Source organism: Citrobacter sp. RHBSTW-01044 (genome assembly GCF_013781945.1).
Lineage (GTDB): Bacteria > Pseudomonadota > Gammaproteobacteria > Enterobacterales > Enterobacteriaceae > Citrobacter > Citrobacter braakii.
Map to the genome: position 1 here is coordinate 954327 of NZ_CP056180.1, position 21649 is coordinate 975975.

Annotated in this window: 16 protein-coding genes; 14 read left to right on the forward strand and 2 right to left on the reverse strand. The window is 53.4% G+C overall.

Annotated elements, in window-relative coordinates; all coding sequences use genetic code 11:
• Positions 1-424 precede the first annotated feature (424 nt).
• The 7 genes from HV352_RS04600 (at position 425) to HV352_RS04630 (ending at position 7651) form a co-directional block, all read left to right on the forward strand.
• Positions 425-754: a YqcC family protein gene (locus HV352_RS04600; RefSeq protein WP_016154244.1), complete on the forward strand. Its 330-nt coding sequence runs from the start codon at positions 425-427 to the stop codon at positions 752-754.
• Positions 754-1536: a tRNA pseudouridine(65) synthase TruC gene (gene truC / locus HV352_RS04605; protein WP_016157356.1), complete on the forward strand. Its 783-nt coding sequence runs from the start codon at positions 754-756 to the stop codon at positions 1534-1536. Before HV352_RS04600 ends, truC begins: the two co-directional genes overlap by 1 nt.
• A gap of 19 nt (positions 1537-1555) precedes the next feature.
• Positions 1556-2005 carry a flavodoxin gene (locus tag HV352_RS04610; protein WP_109017665.1) on the forward strand — a complete coding sequence of 150 codons (450 nt, stop codon included), beginning with the start codon at positions 1556-1558 and terminating at the stop codon, positions 2003-2005.
• A gap of 365 nt (positions 2006-2370) precedes the next feature.
• The gene (gene gudP, locus HV352_RS04615) at positions 2371-3726 is read left to right on the forward strand and encodes a galactarate/glucarate/glycerate transporter GudP (RefSeq protein ID WP_049040362.1); all 1356 of its coding nucleotides are present in this window, start codon (positions 2371-2373) and stop codon (positions 3724-3726) included.
• Positions 3726-5066 carry an enolase C-terminal domain-like protein gene (locus HV352_RS04620; RefSeq protein WP_181635469.1) on the forward strand — a complete coding sequence of 447 codons (1341 nt, stop codon included), beginning with the start codon at positions 3726-3728 and terminating at the stop codon, positions 5064-5066. The genes gudP and HV352_RS04620 overlap by 1 nt, the downstream gene beginning before the upstream one ends.
• 20 nt (positions 5067-5086) lie before the next feature.
• Positions 5087-6427 carry a glucarate dehydratase gene (gene gudD, locus HV352_RS04625; protein WP_016154239.1) on the forward strand — a complete coding sequence of 447 codons (1341 nt, stop codon included), beginning with the start codon at positions 5087-5089 and terminating at the stop codon, positions 6425-6427.
• Between the two features lie 81 nt (positions 6428-6508).
• A complete protein-coding gene (locus tag HV352_RS04630; protein ID WP_094168804.1) occupies positions 6509-7651 on the forward strand; it encodes a glycerate kinase in 1143 nt (380 codons plus the stop codon).
• Between the two features lie 59 nt (positions 7652-7710).
• On the opposite strand, the gene barA is transcribed toward HV352_RS04630, so the two are convergent.
• On the reverse strand, positions 7711-10458 hold the full coding sequence (barA, locus tag HV352_RS04635; RefSeq protein WP_181635230.1) for a two-component sensor histidine kinase BarA: 2748 nt from the start codon (positions 10456-10458) through the stop codon (positions 7711-7713).
• A 57-nt stretch (positions 10459-10515) separates the two neighbouring features.
• On the opposite strand from barA, the gene rlmD reads away from it, so the two are divergent.
• The 5 genes from rlmD (at position 10516) to eno (ending at position 18319) form a co-directional block, all read left to right on the forward strand.
• Positions 10516-11814: a 23S rRNA (uracil(1939)-C(5))-methyltransferase RlmD gene (gene rlmD / locus HV352_RS04640; RefSeq protein ID WP_016157350.1), complete on the forward strand. Its 1299-nt coding sequence runs from the start codon at positions 10516-10518 to the stop codon at positions 11812-11814.
• Between the two features lie 100 nt (positions 11815-11914).
• Positions 11915-14149, forward strand: coding sequence for a GTP diphosphokinase (gene relA / locus HV352_RS04645; RefSeq protein WP_016154235.1), 2235 nt, complete (start codon positions 11915-11917; stop codon positions 14147-14149).
• A gap of 130 nt (positions 14150-14279) precedes the next feature.
• Positions 14280-15071 carry a nucleoside triphosphate pyrophosphohydrolase gene (mazG, locus tag HV352_RS04650; RefSeq protein ID WP_016154234.1) on the forward strand — a complete coding sequence of 264 codons (792 nt, stop codon included), beginning with the start codon at positions 14280-14282 and terminating at the stop codon, positions 15069-15071.
• Positions 15072-15295: 224 nt separating this feature from the next.
• Positions 15296-16933 carry a CTP synthase (glutamine hydrolyzing) gene (pyrG, locus tag HV352_RS04655; RefSeq protein WP_016154233.1) on the forward strand — a complete coding sequence of 546 codons (1638 nt, stop codon included), beginning with the start codon at positions 15296-15298 and terminating at the stop codon, positions 16931-16933.
• An 87-nt stretch (positions 16934-17020) separates the two neighbouring features.
• Positions 17021-18319, forward strand: coding sequence for a phosphopyruvate hydratase (gene eno / locus HV352_RS04660; protein WP_003034129.1), 1299 nt, complete (start codon positions 17021-17023; stop codon positions 18317-18319).
• Positions 18320-18379: 60 nt separating this feature from the next.
• Here the strand turns inward: eno and HV352_RS04665 are convergent, their stop codons facing one another.
• Positions 18380-19204: a MurR/RpiR family transcriptional regulator gene (locus HV352_RS04665; protein ID WP_049040365.1), complete on the reverse strand. Its 825-nt coding sequence runs from the start codon at positions 19202-19204 to the stop codon at positions 18380-18382.
• A gap of 165 nt (positions 19205-19369) precedes the next feature.
• Between HV352_RS04665 and HV352_RS04670 the strand changes: the two genes are divergently transcribed.
• Positions 19370-20926 carry a maltose/glucose-specific PTS transporter subunit IIC gene (locus HV352_RS04670; RefSeq protein WP_181635231.1) on the forward strand — a complete coding sequence of 519 codons (1557 nt, stop codon included), beginning with the start codon at positions 19370-19372 and terminating at the stop codon, positions 20924-20926.
• Positions 20926-21615 carry an N-acetylmannosamine-6-phosphate 2-epimerase gene (locus tag HV352_RS04675; RefSeq protein ID WP_016154230.1) on the forward strand — a complete coding sequence of 230 codons (690 nt, stop codon included), beginning with the start codon at positions 20926-20928 and terminating at the stop codon, positions 21613-21615. Before HV352_RS04670 ends, HV352_RS04675 begins: the two co-directional genes overlap by 1 nt.
• Positions 21616-21649 lie beyond the last annotated feature (34 nt).

Consider the following 21649-nt stretch of genomic DNA (forward strand, 5'->3'; position numbering starts at 1 on the left):
TCTGTCGACAAGGAGTCGCACAACGAAGAGAACATCAGGATGATGGCTCTTCGGCAGGACACACCAGGACGGTGTTACAAGGACAGGCTTCAGGATGAAGCAAAGCGGAAAGCGCTGGATGCGTTAAGGGACACCTCCAGGATGGAGAATGAGAGCCGGTCAGGATGTTCGGCGGGTCAGGATGGCCAGGACACTTCAGGATGAAGTTTTCACATCGGGGTGATGTGAGCAGGATGCACAAGTTCAGGATGAACAAGGTCGCAAGACCACAGGAAAAGTTGTCACGGATGAGCAGGGAGCACTAAAAGTAGCTGGAACGCTGCGAAACGAACCGGGAGCACTGTTTTTACAGTGCTCCCTTTTTTTATTTCCCTTCACTAGTGCTATTCTTCGCGCCAGATTTTTCATCATTGAGGTTAATTTCATGACGACTCATGACCGTGTGCGCCAGCAGTTACACGCGCTTGAAGCGCTACTGCGTGAACATAATCACTGGCGGTTGGATGAGCCTGCAGAGCATCTGTTTACCAGCACGCAGCCTTTTTGTATGGATACCATGGAGCCGGTTGAGTGGCTGCAATGGGTATTGATTCCCCGCATGCATACGCTGATTGATAACGCTCAGCCGCTTCCGCAGGCTTTTGCCGTCGCACCGTATTACGAAATGGCGTTGGCAGCCGATCACCCGCAACGCGAAATTCTGCTGACGGCATTGCAGGAATTGGATGCTCTGTTTACAAGTGATAACGCCTGATGCTGGAGATTCTGTATCAGGACGAATGGCTGGTCGCAGTTAACAAACCTTCGGGCTGGTTGGTTCACCGCAGTTGGCTCGACCGGGATGAGAAAGTGGTGGTGATGCAAACGGTACGCGACCAGATTGGTCAGCACGTTTTTACCGCCCACCGACTCGACAGACCGACTTCCGGGGTACTGCTGATGGGACTGTCCAGCGAAGCCGGGCGGTTGCTGTCCCAGCAATTTGAACATCATCAAATTCAGAAACGCTATCATGCGATTGTGCGTGGCTGGCTGATGGATGATGCCGTGCTGGATTACCCGCTGGTCGAAGAACTGGATAAGATCGCTGATAAGTTTGCCCGTGATGATAAAGGCCCGCAGCCTGCCGTCACCCATTATCGCGGTTTGGCGACGGTTGAGATGCCGGTAGCGACCGGACGTTATCCGACGACCCGTTACGGATTGGTGGAACTGGATCCTAAAACCGGTCGAAAACACCAGCTCAGGCGCCATCTGGCGCACTTACGCCATCCAATTATCGGCGACAGTAAGCACGGTGATTTGCGGCAAAACCGCAGCGCCGCTGAGCACTTTGGCTGTCAGCGTTTGATGCTTCATGCAAGCCAGCTTGCGCTGACTCATCCTTTCACCGGCGAACCGCTGGTTATTCGCGCCGGGCTGGATGATGTCTGGATGCAGGCGCTATCACAGTTTGGCTGGCGTGGACTTCTCCCTGACAATGAAAGGGTTGAGTTCAGCGGGCTGTCAGGTCAGGATGAGCAGATAGATTCTTAAGTCCCAGGAGATTACGGTTATGGCGGAAATTGGAATTTTTGTCGGCACGATGTACGGAAACGCGTTGCTGGTTGCCGAAGAGGCCGAAGCTATTTTGACGGCGCAGGGTCATAAAGCCACGGTGTTCGAAGATCCCGAGCTCTGCGACTGGCAGGCATATCAGGAAAAATATGTGCTGGTGGTGACCTCAACGACCGGGCAGGGCGATCTGCCGGATAGCATCGTGCCGCTGTTTCAGGGGATCAAAGATAATCTCGGTTTCCAGCCAAATCTGCATTACGGAGTAATTGCGCTGGGTGACAGTAGCTATGTTAATTTCTGCAATGGCGGCAAGCAGTTCGATGCACTGTTGCAGGAACAAAGCGCCCACCGTGTTGGGGAAATGCTGCTGATAGACGCCAGCGAGCATCCTGAACCGGAAAGCGAATCCAATCCCTGGGTAGAAAACTGGGGAACCTTGCTTAAATAACCTTGCGCCCGGCAGCGCTTTGTTTGCACGGGCCTGTTACTCTCTTTTGGATCGTAGGCCGGGTAAGGCGTTGCTACCCGGCAACAAAACGCCCACCAAACGCCAATTTCGTGAAGCATCTTCCATTCCCTTAGGCTTATGCCATAAACAACCTCATTCACCTCCCGCAATGTTGTGTTTTTGCACGGTGAGGGTAAGAGGCACTCCTTCATATACTTTTCCCGTCAGTTCCCGAAAAGGCAGCGAGTCAGAATAAAACGGCCCTGAGCTGTACCAAAACTGCCACACACTAACCTCTCATTCTGATCACCCTACAGGTGCTGTACAGAATGAACTGGCGAAAGCCAAGATTCAGGAGTGCAACAATGAGTTCATTAAGTCAGGCGGCGAGCAGCGCGGAAAAACGCACTAACGCTCGCTACTGGATAGTGGTGATGCTGTTTATCGTCACATCCTTCAACTACGGCGATCGCGCCACCTTATCCATTGCCGGCTCGGAGATGGCCAAAGATATTGGTCTGGATGCGGTAGGGATGGGGTATGTATTCTCCGCTTTTTCATGGGCCTATGTTATCGGTCAGATCCCCGGCGGCTGGCTGCTCGACCGCTTCGGTTCAAAACGTGTTTACTTCTGGTCCATTTTTATCTGGTCCATGTTTACCCTGCTGCAGGGCTTCGTCGATATCTTCAGCGGCTTCGGCATTATCGTTGCGCTGTTTACCCTGCGCTTCCTCGTGGGGTTAGCCGAAGCGCCATCCTTCCCTGGCAACAGTCGTATTGTGGCGGCGTGGTTCCCGGCGCAGGAAAGGGGCACGGCGGTCGCTATTTTTAACTCGGCGCAGTACTTTGCCACCGTGATCTTCGCGCCAATCATGGGCTGGTTGACCCACGAAGTGGGCTGGTCGCATGTGTTCTTCTTTATGGGCGGTCTCGGGATTGTTATCAGCTTTATCTGGCTGAAGGTGATTCATGAACCGAACCAGCATCCGGGCGTAAACCAAAAAGAGCTGGACTACATTGCCGAAGGCGGAGCGCTGATCAATATGGATCAGGCGGCAGCCAAAGCCAAAGTGCCGTTCAGCGTGAAGTGGGGGCAGATCAAGCAACTGCTGGGCTCACGGATGATGATCGGTATTTACATCGGGCAATACTGCATTAACGCGCTGACCTACTTCTTTATCACCTGGTTCCCGGTTTATCTGGTACAGGCACGCGGTATGTCGATTTTGAAAGCCGGTTTTGTTGCGTCGGTCCCGGCCATTTGCGGATTCGCAGGCGGCGTGCTCGGCGGCATTATTTCCGACTGGCTGATGCGCCGTACCGGTTCGCTGAATATCGCCCGTAAAACGCCAATCGTACTGGGTATGCTGTTGTCGATGGTGATGGTGTTCTGTAACTACGTCAACGTAGAGTGGATGATCATCGGCTTTATGGCGCTGGCCTTCTTCGGCAAAGGTATCGGTGCGTTGGGATGGGCGGTGATGGCCGATACTGCGCCAAAAGAGATCAGCGGTTTGAGCGGCGGTCTGTTCAATATGTTTGGCAACATCTCCGGTATCGTTACGCCAATTGCTATCGGCTACATCGTAGGTACCACTGGCTCGTTTAACGGTGCGTTGATTTACGTCGGGGTGCATGCGCTGATTGCTGTAGTGAGCTATCTGGTGCTGGTGGGTGATATTAAACGTATCGAACTGAAACCTGTCGCAGGGCAACGATGATGACAACACAATCGAGTCCCATTATTACTGATATGAAGGTCATCCCGGTGGCCGGTCATGACAGCATGCTGCTCAATATTGGCGGGGCGCATAACGCATACTTTACCCGCAATATCGTCGTGCTTACCGATAACGCCGGAAATACCGGCGTCGGTGAAGCGCCGGGCGGCGAAGTGATTTATCAGACGCTGGTGGACGCGATTCCACAAGTGTTGGGCCAGGAAGTCGCGCGCCTGAATAAGGTGGTTCAGCAGGTGCATAAAGGCAACCAGGCCGCTGATTTTGACACCTTTGGCAAAGGTGCCTGGACCTTTGAACTGCGGGTTAATGCGGTGGCTGCGCTGGAAGCCGCACTGCTCGACCTGCTGGGCAAGGCGCTGAACGTGCCGGTCTGCGAACTGTTAGGGCCAGGCAAGCAGCGCGATGCAGTCACCGTGCTCGGCTATCTGTTCTACGTGGGAGATCGCAGCAAAACCGATCTGCCGTATCTGGACAGCACGCCGGGTAACCATGAGTGGTATCACCTGCGTCACCAGCAGGCGATGAACAGTGAGGCGGTGGTGCGTCTGGCTCAGGCTTCGCAGGATCGCTACGGCTTTAAAGATTTCAAACTCAAAGGCGGTGTGCTGCCTGGCGAGCAGGAAATCGACACCGCTCGCGCGTTGAAACAATGCTTCCCGGATGCGCGTATTACGGTTGACCCTAACGGTGCCTGGCTGCTGGATGAAGCTATTTCCTTGTGTAAAGGGCTGAACGATGTTCTGACTTACGCCGAAGATCCGTGCGGCGCAGAACAGGGTTTTTCTGGCCGCGAAGTGATGGCCGAGTTCCGCCGTGCAACCTGTCTGCCGGTAGCAACGAATATGATAGCCACCAACTGGCGTGAGATGGGCCATGCGGTGATGCTCAACTCGGTAGATATTCCACTGGCCGATCCGCACTTCTGGACCCTTTCCGGCGCGGTGCGCGTGGCACAGCTATGCGATGACTGGGGACTGACCTGGGGCTGCCACTCTAACAATCATTTTGATATTTCCCTGGCGATGTTCACCCACGTCGGTGCCGCTGCGCCGGGCAACCCAACGGCGATCGACACCCACTGGATCTGGCAGGAGGGCGATTGCCGCCTGACCAAAAATCCGCTGGAGATTAAACACGGAAAAATTGCGGTACCCGACGCGCCCGGCCTGGGCGTGGAACTGGACTGGGATCAGGTACAGAAAGCGCATGAAGCCTATAAGGCGCTGCCCGGCGGCGCGCGTAATGACGCAGGCCCGATGCAGTATCTGATCCCTGGATGGACTTTTGACCGTAAACGTCCCGTTTTCGGCCGCCACTAATTTTGAATAAGGACTTAATTATGAGCGCACAATTTACTACCCCAGTCGTAACCGCGATGCAGGTGATCCCGGTTGCGGGCCATGACAGCATGCTGATGAATCTGAGCGGCGCACATGCCCCGTTCTTCACGCGTAATATTGTGATTATCAAAGATAACTCCGGTCATACCGGCGTGGGTGAGATTCCCGGCGGCGAAAAAATTCGTCAGACCCTGGAAGATGCCATTCCGCTGGTGGTGGGCAAAACGTTAGGTGAATACAAAAACGTACTGAATGCGGTCCGCAATACCTTTGCCGATCGTGATGCCGGTGGGCGTGGTTTGCAGACCTTCGATTTACGTACCACTATTCATGTGGTTACCGGGATCGAAGCGGCCATGTTGGATCTGCTGGGTCAGCATCTGGGCGTTAACGTCGCATCTCTGCTGGGCGACGGTCAGCAGCGTAGCGAAGTTGAAATGCTGGGTTACCTGTTCTTCGTCGGTAACCGTAACGCGACGCCGCTGCCGTATCAGAGCCAGCCGGATGAGAAGTGCGACTGGTATCGCCTGCGTCATGAAGAGGCGATGACCCCGGATGCAGTGGTGCGCCTGGCGGAAGCCGCATATGAGAAATATGGTTTCAACGATTTCAAACTGAAAGGCGGGGTGTTGGCCGGGGAAGAAGAAGCGGAATCTATTGTGGCGCTGGCGAAACGCTTTCCACAGGCACGCGTCACGCTCGATCCCAATGGTGCGTGGTCGCTGAATGAAGCGATTAAAATTGGTAAATACCTGAAAGGATCACTGGCTTATGCGGAAGATCCGTGCGGTGCCGAGCAGGGGTTCTCAGGCCGTGAAGTCATGGCGGAATTCCGTCGTGCTACCGGTCTGCCGACCGCCACTAATATGATCGCCACCGACTGGCGTCAGATGGGACATACGCTGTCGTTGCAGTCCGTGGATATCCCGCTGGCGGATCCGCACTTCTGGACTATGCAGGGTTCTGTCCGCGTTGCGCAGATGTGTCATGAGTTTGGGCTGACCTGGGGCTCGCACTCTAACAACCACTTTGATATTTCGCTGGCGATGTTTACTCATGTTGCGGCGGCGGCGCCGGGCAAAATTACCGCTATCGATACCCACTGGATCTGGCAGGAAGGCAATCAACGCCTGACCAAAGAGCCGTTTGAAATCAAAGGCGGCATGGTGCAGGTACCGGCGAAGCCGGGTCTGGGTGTGGAGCTGGATATGGATCAGGTTATGAAAGCTCATGAGCTGTATCAGCAACATGGACTGGGAGCGCGCGATGATGCCATGGGAATGCAGTATCTGATCCCGAACTGGACGTTTGATAATAAGCGTCCGTGCATGGTACGCTAAGCGAGCTGGGACCGCTCCCATTGAGGGGCGGTTTTTCTCCTGGTGTATGCTTAACACAGTCAACATGCGTAAGGATGCTTTATGAAAATAGTAATCGCACCGGATTCCTATAAGGAAAGTTTGAGTGCGCTTGAAGTGGCAACGGCTATTGAACTGGGATTTCGTGAGATCTGGCCTGAGGCGAATTACGTGAAGATCCCGGTCGCGGATGGCGGTGAGGGAACGGTCGAAGCGATGGTTGCCGCAACGCAAGGCCACCTTGTGCATGTTGATGTTACCGGCCCTCTGGGTAAAACGATTCAGGCATTTTATGGTTTATCCGGGGATGAGCGTTCGGCGTTTATCGAAATGGCGGCCGCCAGCGGACTGGAGCAGGTTCCCGCAGGTTTACGCGATCCGCTGAAAACGACCTCCTGGGGAACCGGGGAGCTAATCCGTCATGCGCTGGACGCGGGCGTTGAACATATCATTATCGGGATTGGCGGCAGCGCCACCAATGATGGCGGTGCCGGGATGGTGCAAGCGCTGGGAGCAAAATTACTGGATGCGCAAAATAACGATATTGCTCATGGCGGGACAGGCCTTGAATCACTCGCCCGGATTGATATTTCTCAGCTAGACCCGCGTCTTGCCGCGTGCCGTATTGAAGTGGCCTGCGATGTGACTAATCCGTTGACCGGTGAAGAGGGGGCCTCTGCGGTCTTCGGTCCGCAAAAGGGGGCGACGCCGGAGATGATTCTTCGTCTTGATCGGGCGCTCACGCATTATGCGCAACTCATTGCCCGCGATCTGGACGTCAACGTGCTGGAACTGGCGGGTGGTGGCGCGGCTGGTGGTATGGGGGCGGCACTGTATGCGTTTTGCGGTGCGCAGTTACGCTGCGGTATTGAGGTCGTGACGGATGCGTTACACCTCGACGACTGCGTTGCGGATGCGGATTTAGTGGTCACGGGCGAAGGACGTATCGACAGCCAGACCATTCACGGTAAGGTTCCGGTTGGCGTGGCGAAGGTGGCAAAGCGTTACAACAAACCGGTTATCGGCATTGCCGGCAGCCTGACGGCTGATGTCGGTGTTGTACATGAACATGGGCTGGATGCGGTTTTTAGCGTTATTTATACCGTTTGCACACTGGAAGAGGCGCTGAAGAACGCGAGTGAGAACGTGCGAATGACGGCGCGAAACGTGGCCGCGACCCTGAAAGCGGGTCAGCAATTACGTTGAATGATGTGGCATGAAGGCCGGATAAGACGCGTGAGCGTCGTCATCCGGCAATCAGATCTTTACCCTAACAACTTCTTCGCTTCGCGCGCAACGTTATCCATTTCATCCAGAAGCTCTAAAAACTCAGGCTCCAGCTCTTCTTCTTTGCTCCCGCTACGTAATTGCTGCTCAATCAGCTGACACAGGTTTTTCATGCGGGGAACGCCGCTATAACCGCAACTGCCATGCAGTTTATGGATCATATCCACCAGTCCTTCAGGGTTTTCACCGACCAGCTGTTCTTCAATTTTATTACGCACTTCGGGCAGAAAATCGAGCAGCATTTGCAGCATATCCCGCGCCAGATCGTTTTTACCGGCGGCTTGCCTTAACGCCAGTTGCCAGTCGAGTGTGGTATTCGGATTGACGACCGGTTCAACAGCGAGCGTCCTCAGCGATGTGCTCGCGCCGGGTTTGTAGCGTAACAGCAGATTATGCAGCTTATCTTCTTCGATAGGCTTCGCCAGGTAATCGTTCATCCCGGCGCTGAGCAGCTTCTCTTTTTGCCCGGCCATGGCATGCGCGGTGACCGCAATGACCGGCGTCTGTTGTTGATGAGGAAGCTGGTGGATCAGTTCGCAGGCGCGAATACCGTCCATGTCTGGCATCTGAATATCCATCAGGATGAGATCAAACTGCATCTGTTTGGCGCGATCCACAGCCTGATGTCCGCTGTCGCAGAGCACGACGTGCTGCACTTTATCTTCCAGCAGTGCGCCAATCAGCTTGAGGTTCGCCGGGTTGTCGTCCACCGCCATGACGGTCATCGCAATTTTGCTCTCGTTTAACAGCAGCGGAGCCGCGCTGTGGTTCAGTTGACAATACTCTGTCAACGCTGGCAGTAAGCGGGTTGAGGTAAGAGGTTTCAACAGGCACGCCGCCGCGCCGCCCTGCTTTAATTTCTCAGCGTTGATCTGCGCATGGCAAGGCAGAGCCAGTAACAAAAAGTCGGTCATCGCCGCTGCGCTTGCCAGCCGCTCATGCTGCATAGTGAGCGGTTCGCGTAAAGTGACCGGTATGCCAAGCAGCAGAATATCGTAATGATCCTTCGGCAGCCCGGAGAATGAAGGGCTGTAAATCACCTCTAGCGGCGTTTCACTCAAGATATCTAACGTGCATTGCGCGGCTGTGGCGTTAGGTTCAACGTAGGCCAGTCGCTTACCAGCCAGACAGTGCGTGGTTGAGCGATCCACGAGAACGTTAGGGTTGAGATCGAGGCTGATATGGAACCAGAACGTGGAGCCCCGGTTCGGCTGGCTGTGGAAGGAGATATCCCCGCCCATTTCATTGACCAGCTTTTGCGTAATGACCAGGCCCAGTCCGGTCCCGCCGTGGCGGCGGGAAATACTGGCATCGGCCTGGCGGAAGGCCTGGAACAGGCGTGACTGATCGCGCTCAGGGATGCCAATTCCGGTATCGCGGATTTGCACTTCAATTTGCACTTTCGTGTTACTGAGGGCGCGTTTCTCGACCAGAATGTCGATATTGCCGCCTTCGGTAAATTTGATGGCATTGCCAACCAGATTAGTGATTACCTGCTGTAAGCGCAGCGGGTCCCCGATGACGTTGTCCGGCACGTCATTCTTAATATTTAGCGTCAGCTCAAGCCCTTTATCATGGGATGAGTGCGCTAACAGCGTGACGACGTCATCCAGCGTGCTACGTAGCGGGAATGGGATGCTTTCCAGAATCAGTTTGCCCGCCTCAAGTTTGGAGAAGTCGAGCACATCATTGATGATGGCCAACAGATTGTTGGCCGAGCGTTCAATCGTATTCAGGTGATCGCGCTGCGTCGTGTTGAGCTCGGTTTTAAGCGTCAGGCGGGTGAAGCCAATCACGCCATTCAGCGGCGTACGCAGCTCATGCGACATGTTAGCCAGAAACTCAGACTTAATACGCGCCGCTTCCTGGGCGCGTTTCTTCGCCAGATCCAGTTCGACGTTCTGGATTTCCATCTGCTCCAACGTTTCGCGCAGGTCAGAGGTGGCCTGGTCGATGTTGTGCTGCATCTCTTCATGGTAGGCCGCAAGTGACATCGCCATCGAGTTGATGCCATTTTTGAGCATATCCAGCTCGCCCAACATGAAACCTTCGACGCGGCTGTCGAGCTGTCCTCTACGTATTCGGTCAACGGTATTTACCATATTGCGAATCGGGCCAGTCACGTCGCGCATCAGACGCCAGCCAAAAATTAACGCAATACCGATACAAAACAACATCATTACGCTGGAGATAAAGATCTCTTTATACTGCTGCAATCTTACTGACTTGAGGTCCAGCTCAAGCGCCACATACCCCAGCATATTTTCCGTATTTTTGGCGTCGCTGACGGCAGATTCATCCGGCGAATAGCTTTCCGATATAATTGGCGTTCGCAGGATCATGATATCCCCGAGCCGGGTGACGCTCAGCTTACGGGGAAATGGTGAACCGGTTGCCAGCTGCATTTCAGACGGATCGAGATGAAAATTGGATGTGACAAACAGCCGGTTATTCTCGTCATAGACAGAAATTGCCCGCACGATATCGGAATGGCGACGATGCAGCACGCTGATAAGTTGGCCGATGGATTCTCTGTTTTGCAGATTCATGCCATATTCGCTGGAGACCGCGAGTGGCTCAATGATGCTGGCGCCAGCATCTTCCAGTTGACGCTGCAAGTCGTTATAGCGATGCACAACAAAAAAGATACTGAGCAGCAAACCAATCAGGACGGTCGGGGCCAGGATCAGAATCATCATGCGTGCGCGCAGGCTGTAGTTGGTCATGGAGTTCCGTTATGGGACAATTAGGGTCACACTGTTAAATAGAGAAATATCTCGTCGATGGCGCAATTCTACTCTGCAAAACGACGCGTGACGACGCGTCAGATCATAACCGTTACCGTCAATGACCTTGATCCTTTCGGCCAGGGCGTTGCTCGCCATAACGGAAAGGCGTTGTTTATACCGGAATTGCTACCTCAGGAAAGCGCCGAGGTGGTGATTACCGAAGATAAAAAACAGTTCGCCCGCGCGCAAGTAAAACGACGTTTAAACGACAGTCCGCAGCGTGAAGTGCCACGTTGCCCGCATTTTGGCGTGTGCGGCGGCTGCCAGCAGCAGCATGCCAGCATCTCGTTGCAGCAGCGTAGCAAAAGCGCGGCGTTGTCGCGTTTAATGAAATGTGAAGTGTCGGATGTTATAGCTGATACCCCGTGGGGCTATCGTCGTCGCGCCAGGTTGAGCCTGAATTATCGGCCAAAAGAACAAAAATTGCAGATGGGGTTTCGCAAATCCGCATCCAGCGACATTATCGATGTTAAACAATGCCCTATTTTGGTGCCCCAGCTTGAAGCGCTCTTGCCCCACATCCGGGCGTGTCTGGAAAGTCTGCAAGGGTTACGCCATCTTGGTCATGTCGAGCTGGTGCAGGCGGGGAGCGGAACCCTGATGATTTTGCGCCACACGGCGCCATTAAGTGTTCAGGATAAAGAAAAACTGGAATGCTTTTCGCATTCTCAGGGGCTGTCTTTGTTTCTGGCCCCGCAAAGCGAGATACTGGAATCAATATCAGAAGAGTCGCCCTGGTATGACTCAAATGGACTACGGTTAACCTTCAGCCCGCGTGATTTTATTCAGGTCAATGAAGGGGTAAACCAACAAATGGTGGCCCGTGCGCTCGAATGGCTGGATGTGCAACCTGAAGATCGCGTTCTCGATCTGTTCTGTGGAATGGGTAATTTTACCCTGCCGTTGGCAACCCGGGCTGCAAACGTGGTGGGGGTGGAAGGGGTACCGGCGCTGGTGGAAAAAGGCCGGGAAAACGCGCTGAATAACGGATTACACAATGTGACATTCTTTCATGAAAACCTTGAGGAAGATGTTACCCGGCAGCCGTGGGCGAAAAACGGATTCGACAAAGTATTGCTCGATCCTGCGCGTGCGGGGGCTGCAGGTGTGATGCAACATATTATAAAATTAGAACCTATACGCGTTGTTTATGTATCCTGTAACCCGGCAACGCTGGCTCGTGACAGCGACGCTTTGCTCAACGCGGGATATGCCATACGGCGACTGGCGATGCTTGATATGTTCCCGCACACTGGACACCTGGAATCAATGGTCCTGTTTGAGCGTATGTAATAAATTTTGTACCCATTGGATTTCGGGTGGTAATGCAGCGTGAAAGACAATGGGTATGGCTTGTCGACTTCGACAGGCCAGGCCCCTTAAGGAGAGGACAATGGTTGCGGTAAGAAGTGCACATATAAATAAAGCTGGTGAGTTTGATCCAAAGAAATGGATCGCGAGTCTGGGGATCTCCAGCCAGCAGTCGTGTGAACGCTTAGCCGAAACCTGGGCGTACTGCCAGCAGCAGACACAGGGGCATCCGGATGCGGATCTGCTGTTATGGCGTGGCGTGGAGATGGTTGAAATACTCTCCATGTTGAGCATGGATATCGACACGCTGCGCGCAGCAATGCTGTTCCCTCTGGCAGATGCCAACGTGGTCAGTGAAGACATCCTGCGCGAGAGCGTGGGCAAATCCATTGTTCATCTTATCCACGGCGTGCGGGATATGGCGGCAATACGCCAGCTTAAGGCCACTCATACCGATTCAGTCTCATCCGAACAGGTCGATAACGTTCGCCGCATGCTGCTGGCTATGGTGGATGATTTCCGCTGTGTGGTCATCAAGCTGGCGGAGCGGATTGCACATCTGCGTGAAGTGAAGGACGCACCGGAAGATGAACGCGTTCTGGCGGCAAAAGAGTGCACCAATATCTATGCGCCGCTGGCCAACCGTTTGGGTATCGGGCAATTAAAATGGGAACTGGAAGATTACTGCTTCCGTTACCTGCACCCGGCTGAATACAAACGTATTGCCAAGCTGCTGCACGAACGTCGCATCGATCGCGAGCATTACATTGATGAGTTCGTCGGTCATTTGCGCTCAGAGATGAAAACGGAAGGCGTCAAAGCCGAAGTGTACGGACGCCCGAAACACATCTACAGCATCTGGCGCAAAATGCAGAAAAAGCAGCTGGCCTTCGATGAACTTTTCGACGTGCGCGCGGTGCGTATCGTGGCGGAGCGTTTACAGGACTGCTATGCCGCGCTCGGGATAGTGCATACTCACTATCGCCATCTGCCGGATGAGTTCGATGACTATGTCGCTAACCCGAAACCCAACGGCTATCAGTCAATTCATACGGTTGTGCTGGGACCGGGCGGCAAAACCATTGAAATTCAGATCCGTACGAAACAGATGCATGAAGATGCCGAACTGGGCGTTGCGGCACACTGGAAGTATAAAGAGGGCACCGCTTCAGGCGTGGCGCGTTCTGGTCATGAAGATCGTATTGCATGGCTGCGTAAGCTGATCGCCTGGCAGGAAGAGATGGCGGACTCTGGTGAAATGCTGGATGAAGTCCGTAGCCAGGTCTTTGATGACCGAGTGTACGTCTTTACGCCAAAAGGCGACGTTGTGGACTTACCTGCAGGCTCCACACCGCTCGATTTTGCTTATCATATTCACAGTGATGTGGGGCATCGTTGCATTGGCGCGAAAATTGGCGGGCGCATCGTACCGTTTACCTACCAGCTGCAAATGGGCGATCAAATTGAAATTATCACCCAGAAACAGCCCAACCCAAGCCGCGACTGGCTGAACCCTAACCTCGGCTATGTCACCACCAGTCGGGGGCGTTCGAAGATCCACGCCTGGTTCCGTAAACAGGACCGCGACAAAAACATCCTTGCTGGCCGCCAGATCCTCGACGATGAACTGGCGCATTTAGGCATTAGCCTGAAAGAAGCGGAAAAGCACCTGCTGCCGCGCTACAGCTTCAATGAGCTGGATGAGCTGCTGGCGGCGATTGGTGGGGGGGACATTCGCCTCAACCAGATGGTGAACTTCCTGCAGGCGCAGTTTAATAAGCCAAGCGCAGCCGAACAGGATGCCGCCGCGCTGAAACAGCTTCAGCAGAAAACGCAGGCGCCGCAGAGTCGCCGTAAAGACGACGGTCGCGTGGTGGTGGAAGGGGTGGGTAACTTGATGCACCACATCGCGCGCTGCTGCCAGCCGATTCCAGGCGATGAAATTGTCGGGTTTATCACTCAGGGCCGCGGTATTTCCGTGCACCGGGCGGATTGCGAACAGTTGACCGAGCTGCGCTCTCATGCGCCGGAACGAATTGTTGATGCGGTTTGGGGCGAAAGCTACTCGGCAGGATATTCGCTGGTGGTTCGCGTCCAGGCTAACGATCGCAGCGGCTTATTACGTGATATCACCACGATTCTTGCCAACGAGAAGGTGAACGTGCTGGGGGTTGCCAGCCGGAGTGATACCAAACAGCAACTGGCTACCATCGATATGACCATCGAAATCTATAACCTGCAGGTGCTCGGGCGCGTGCTTGGCAAGCTGAACCAGGTGCCGGATGTGATCGACGCACGTCGTCTGCACGGTAATTAATTATTTAATAGGCCAGATAAGTTTGCATGCCTGGTGAGGCGCGTTAGCGTTGCCATCAGGCATTGCCATGTTGCCGGATATCGGCTGTCGTCTTATCGGGCTTCGCGTATTGAAATTTCAGGATATTCCAATGAATCAAATCGACCGACTGCTCGGTATTATGCAGCGCCTGCGCGACCCGGAAAACGGTTGTCCCTGGGATAAAGAGCAGACATTCGCCACTATTGCCCCTTACACCCTCGAAGAAACCTATGAAGTGCTGGACGCAATTGCGCGGGAAGACTTCGACGACCTGCGTGGAGAGCTGGGTGACTTGCTGTTCCAGGTGGTGTTTTACGCCCAGATGGCGCAGGAAGAAGGACGTTTCGATTTCAATGATATTTGCGCCGCCATCAGCGATAAGCTTGAGCGTCGCCACCCACATGTTTTTGCTGATGTTTCTGCCAGTAACAGCACTGAGGTGTTGACCCGCTGGGAGCAAATCAAAAGCGAAGAACGCGCCCAGAAGGCGCAGCATTCCGCGCTCGACGATATTCCCCGTAGTTTACCGGCGTTAATGCGCGCCCAAAAAATCCAGAAACGCTGCTCTAATGTTGGCTTCGACTGGAAAACATTAGGACCGGTTGTCGACAAGGTTTACGAAGAGATCGATGAAGTCATGTTTGAGGCGAAGCAGGCTGTTGTCGACCAGGCTAAACTGGAGGAGGAAATGGGCGACCTGCTGTTTGCGACGGTCAATATGGCTCGGCATTTAGGTACTAAAGCAGAGACCGCATTGCAAAAAGCGAACGAGAAATTTGAGCGCCGTTTTCGTGAGGTTGAGCGAATTGTAGCGGCTCGGGGTCTGGAAATGACTGGTGTTGATCTGGAAACTATGGAAGAAGTCTGGCAACAGGTAAAACGGCAGGAAATTGATCTCTAAGGGATTTCGTCGGTCAAGGGCGATTTGTGTGATTTTTTAAATAACAAGCGCTTGATTTACGTCAAAAACATTTACCCCAAAGGGGCTATTTTCTCACTCCCGATGTTTATGTGAGCCTGGTGAAGAGGAGGAATAATGAAAGTTTGTGGCGCTCGTCATGTTCGGGTATACTACTTTCCCGTCTTGGTAATTCCATCGTTTCACCCTAACTTCTCAGGTCCAGCATGACAACGAACTATATTTTTGTGACCGGCGGGGTCGTATCCTCTCTGGGTAAAGGCATTGCCGCAGCCTCCCTGGCAGCCATTCTTGAGGCTCGTGGCCTCAACGTGACCATGATGAAACTGGATCCGTACATCAACGTCGATCCAGGTACTATGAGTCCAATCCAACACGGGGAAGTGTTCGTTACTGAAGACGGCGCTGAAACCGACCTGGACCTGGGTCACTATGAGCGTTTCATTCGTACCAAAATGACTCGCCGCAATAACTTCACTACCGGTCGAATTTACTCCGATGTCCTGCGCAAAGAGCGCCGTGGCGACTATCTGGGTGCAACCGTACAGGTTATCCCGCACATCACCAACGCGATTAAAGAGCGTGTCCTTGCCGGTGGCGAAGGTCATGACGTCGTTCTGGTTGAAATCGGCGGTACGGTCGGTGATATCGAATCCCTGCCATTCCTGGAAGCGATTCGCCAATTAGCGGTAGATATCGGTCGTGAACACGCGCTGTTCATGCACCTGACTCTGGTTCCTTACCTGGCCGCTGCCGGTGAAGTCAAAACTAAACCGACTCAGCACTCGGTAAAAGAGTTGCTGTCTATCGGTATCCAGCCTGACATTCTGATCTGTCGTTCCGATCGCGCGGTTCCGGCCAACGAACGTGCAAAAATTGCATTGTTCTGTAACGTGCCAGAAAAAGCCGTTATTTCAATGAAAGATGTCGATTCCATCTATAAAATTCCAGGCCTGTTGAAATCCCAGGGCCTTGACGATTATATTTGTAAACGATTCAGCTTGAACTGTCCGGAAGCTAATCTGTCAGAATGGGAACAGGTTATCTACGAAGAAGCGAATCCGGCAGGCGAAGTGACTATCGGTATGGTCGGCAAGTATATTGAACTGCCGGATGCCTATAAGTCAGTTATCGAAGCATTGAAGCACGGTGGTCTGAAGAATCGTGTCACCGTCAACATTAAGCTGATCGATTCGCAAGATGTCGAAACGCGCGGCGTTGAGATCCTGAAAGGTCTTGATGCAATCCTGATCCCTGGCGGCTTCGGCTACCGTGGTGTTGAAGGTAAGATCGCGACAGCGCGCTTTGCGCGTGAAAACAATGTTCCTTATCTGGGTATTTGCCTGGGTATGCAGGTTGCGTTGATTGAGTTTGCACGTAACGTAGTGGGTATGGATAACGCCAACTCCACGGAATTTGTGCCAGACTGTAAGTACCCGGTGGTGGCCCTGATTACCGAATGGCGCGATGAAGACGGCAACGTTGAAGTCCGTACCGAGAAGAGCGATCTGGGCGGCACAATGCGCCTTGGCGCCCAGCAGTGTCAGTTGAGCGACGATAGCCTGGTTCGTCAGCTGTACGGCGCGCCGACAATTGTTGAACGCCATCGCCACCGTTACGAAGTCAACAATATGCTGTTGAAACAGATTGAAGCTGCGGGTCTGCGTATTGCAGGCCGTTCCGGTGATGATCAGTTGGTCGAGATCATTGAGGTACCGAATCATCCGTGGTTCGTGGCCTGTCAGTTCCACCCGGAATTTACTTCCACGCCACGTGATGGGCACCCGCTGTTTGCCGGCTTTGTGAAAGCCGCCAGTGAACATCAGAAGCGTCAGGCGAAGTAAGAAGTAAAAAAGTTAGAACGGCAATGCACCCATCCGGGTGCATTGTTTGTCTGGAGTTTTAGTTTAACTTGTACTGAGGAAAATCTAATGTCCAAAATCGTTAAAATCATCGGTCGTGAAATCATCGACTCCCGTGGTAACCCGACTGTTGAAGCCGAAGTACACCTGGAAGGTGGTTTCGTTGGTATGGCAGCAGCTCCGTCAGGTGCTTCTACTGGTTCCCGCGAAGCACTGGAACTGCGCGACGGCGACAAATCCCGTTTCATGGGTAAAGGCGTACTGAAAGCTGTTGCAGCTGTTAACGGCCCAATTGCTCAGGCTCTGCTGGGTAAAGATGCTAAAGATCAGGCTGGCATCGACAAGATCATGATCGATCTGGACGGTACTGAAAACAAATCCAACTTCGGTGCAAACGCCATCCTGGCTGTGTCCCTGGCGAACGCCAAAGCAGCAGCTGCTGCTAAAGGCCTGCCGCTGTATGCACACATCGCTGAACTGAACGGTACTCCGGGCAAATACTCCATGCCGGTTCCGATGATGAACATCATCAACGGTGGTGAGCACGCTGACAACAACGTTGACATCCAGGAGTTCATGATTCAGCCGGTTGGCGCTAAAACCCTGAAAGAAGCCGTACGTATGGGTTCTGAAGTGTTCCATAACCTGGCTAAAGTTCTGAAAGCTAAAGGTATGAACACTGCAGTGGGTGACGAAGGCGGCTACGCGCCGAACCTGGGTTCCAACGCTGAAGCTCTGGCTGTAATCGCTGAAGCGGTTAAAGCAGCTGGCTACGAGCTGGGCAAAGACATCACCCTGGCGATGGACTGTGCAGCTTCTGAATTCTACAAAGACGGTAAATACGTTCTGGCTGGCGAAGGCAACAAAGCATTCACCTCCGAAGAATTCACTCACTTCCTGGAAGAACTGACCAAACAGTACCCGATCGTGTCCATCGAAGATGGTCTGGACGAGTCTGACTGGGACGGTTTCGCATACCAGACTAAAGTTCTGGGCGACAAAATCCAGCTGGTTGGTGACGATCTGTTCGTAACCAACACCAAGATCCTGAAAGAAGGTATCGAAAAAGGCATCGTTAACTCCATCCTGATCAAATTCAACCAGATCGGTTCTCTGACCGAAACTCTGGCTGCGATCAAAATGGCGAAAGACGCTGGCTACACCGCTGTCATCTCTCACCGTTCTGGCGAAACTGAAGACGCTACCATCGCTGACCTGGCTGTTGGTACCGCTGCAGGCCAGATCAAAACCGGTTCTATGAGCCGTTCTGACCGCGTTGCTAAGTACAACCAGCTGATTCGTATCGAAGAAGCTCTGGGTGAACAAGCGCCGTACAACGGTCGTAAAGAGATCAAAGGTCAGGCGTAATCCTGTTCTTTAACTCTTAACGTAAAAACCCGCTGCGGCGGGTTTTTTTATGCCGCTAAACTAAAGCAGTAGCGGTAAGGTCGCACTGGCGGTTTTCTGGCTCACATCACTGTACTTTTCATCCAGAGCAATCAGTGACGTGGTGAGCAGTTCTACCAACAGCATCACTCCCACCTTGGCGTTTAGCGCACCAGCACTCAACGGACCTTCTGGTTTGGCTGCGACCAGTTGAATATCACTCAGCGAAGCCAACGGACTGCGCGGCGTATTACTCAACGCCAGTACGCGCGCGCCTTGCTTACGCGCCAGTTTAACGACATGCAGCAGATCGCGCGTGGAGCCTGAGCTGGAAATCGCCACCACGAGCGTGTCTTTGCTTAGCGTTGTGGCGTTCATGGCTGCGCGATGCATATCGCTGAACATTTGTGCGGGTTTGCCCAAGCGCAGGAGTTTGTAATGTAAATACTCCCCCAGAATGGCGCTGGCCGCTACGCCATAAATCTGTACCGACTGCGCCTGATGCAGCGCAAGAGCGGCTGCTTCAAGTAATGCTCTGTCGAGTAATTTTGCGGTGTCCTGCAGTGCTTGCACGGATTCATTGACCACATTGTCAATTTCATCCCCGCTGTGCTCTACCGGCTGTTCTTGCTGGAGATCGAGTGCCAGCGCCATTTTGAACTCGTTATAGCCCTTACACCCCAGCGTACGGCACAGCCGTGTGACGCTAGCTTCGCTGGTGTCGCTTTCACGCGCCAGTTCGGTAATCGTCAGGTAGACAACTTTTGCCGGATCGCTTAGCACAAACTCTCCCAGCTTCTGTTGTGTTCGGCTATATCCGTCAACGCTCTGGCGCAATCTCAGCAGCAGGTTTTCATTTTCTGACATGCAAAATCCTTAATGCGTTTCTCTGCTGATAGTGTGGCGGAAAGCAGGGGAGAGATGCCAGTCATTTTAAAAAAGTATGATCGGCTTCTTGGTTTTTGATGATAATTTTCATTTATAAAAGTAATTATGGTAAAAATTTTCATCACTAGTCGGGGAGATGAAAAAATGATGCAAATGTTTAGCGGCGCCTCATCGGGTGCATGGTTTGAAAAAGCGCAGCGCTTCGGCAAATCCTTCATGCTGCCGATTGCGGTATTGCCCGCCGCGGGACTGTTGTTAGGGATTGGCGGCGCACTGTCGAATCCAAACACATTGACGGCTTATCCGTTTTTGGATGTCGACTGGTTGCAGGCAATCTTCACAATCATGACCAGCGCCGGTTCTATTGTGTTTGCCAATCTTTCGGTGTTGTTCGCAGTGGGTGTCGCTGTAGGACTGGCGAAAACGGATAAAGGTACCGCCGGGCTGGCGGCATTGCTGGCATTTTTGGTGATGAATGCCACTATCAATGCCTTATTGACCCTCAACGGGACACTGGCGCACGAGAACCCGGGTGCCGTTGGCCAGGGGATGACGCTGGGTATTCAGACGCTGGAAACGGGCGTGTTTGGTGGGGTGGTTATTGGTCTTGTCACCTGCGCGCTGCATAGCCGTTTCAATAAAGTCTCACTACCTCAGTTCCTTGGTTTCTTCAGCGGTTCGCGCTTTGTACCGATTATTAGCTCCCTTGCCGCGATTGTCGTGGGGGCTGTCATGACAGTGGTTTGGCCGTATTTCCAGAAACTCATTTTTGGGCTGGGTGGTCTGGTGGATGCGACGGGTTATCTGGGGACACTGTTGTACGGCTTCATCCTGCGTATGCTTGGCCCACTGGGTTTACACCATATCTTTTATTTGCCGTTCTGGACGACGGCGCTTGGCGGTAGCGAAATCGTCAACGGCCAGTTGGTTGAAGGTACGCAGCGGATTTTCTTTGCCCAACTTGCCGATCCGAATACGCAGCAGTTCTATGCGGGCACCTCGCGCTTTATGTCCGGGCGATTCATTACCATGATGTTTGGCCTGCTTGGCGCATGCCTGGCGATGTACCACACTGCCAAGCCGGAGAACAGAAAGCTTGTCGCCGGCCTGCTGTTGTCGGCAGCCCTGACCTCTTTCCTGACGGGGATCACTGAGCCTATCGAGTTCTCCTTCCTCTTTGTGGCTCCCGTGTTATATGTCATTCACGCCTTCTTCGATGGCCTGGCGTTTATGATGGCTCATATTTTACATATCACTATTGGGCAAACTTTTTCGGGTGGGCTTATCGATTTCCTCCTCTTCGGCGTCTTACAAGGGGAAGCTAAAACCAACTGGATGTACGTTCCCATGGTGGGGATACCGTGGTTCTTCCTTTACTACTTTACCTTCCGCTATTTGATTAACCGCTTTGGCTGGCTGACACCTGGGCGTGAAAACGTAACCCCAATTGAATCCGGTCTGCCTCAAAGTGAACGCGCAGCGGCAGTCATCTCTGGGCTGGGAGGCAAAGAGAATCTGGAAGAGGTGGACTGTTGCGCCACACGCTTACGCGTGACGGTGAAAGAGAGCAGCAAGGTAGATGAAGCGGCGCTGAAAGCGACCGGAGCACGTGGCGTTATTATTCGCGGTAAAGGTGTTCAGGTGATTTATGGCCCGCATGTCACCATCATTAAAAACGAAGTCGAAGAGATCTTATCGTAATGAAAACTGTACTGGATTGCCTGAAAGGTAAATTAATCGTCTCCTGTCAGGCGCTGGAAAATGAGCCTCTGCACAGTCCATTTATTATGTCGCGTATGGCGTTGGCGGCAGCACAGGGCGGTGCGGTAGGTATCCGTGCGAACAGCGTGGTGGATATTCGCGCTATCAAAGAGATCGTCTCACTGCCGGTGATTGGGATTATCAAGCGCGATTATCCGGGTAGTGATGTGTTTATCACGGCCACCCTGCAGGAAGTGGATGAGTTGATGACCGTTGAGCCGGAAATTATTGCTCTGGACGCGACAGCGCGCCCGCGCCCTGGTGGGCAAACGCTGGAAGAACTGGTCGCACAAGTCCGCGCTCGCTACCCGTCCGTACTGCTGATGGCGGATATCGCCACTGTAGACGAGGCGGTGACCGCCGAGCGTCTGGGGTTTGACTGCGTGGGCACTACGCTCTACGGCTATACCGCTGACACTGTCGGGCATGTGCTGGCGGAAAACGACTGCGGTTTTTTACGTGAGGTGTTGGCTGCGGTCAGCATACCGGTCGTGGCGGAAGGAAACGTCGATACCCCGGAACGTGCTGCACGTTGCCTGGCATTAGGTGCCCATACCGTGGTGGTTGGAGGGGCTATCACGCGTCCGCAGCAGATTACGGCACGCTTTGCCGCGGCGATCGCCGCGTAAAGCATCGATGGGGCATGATACTTTGGCGGGGATC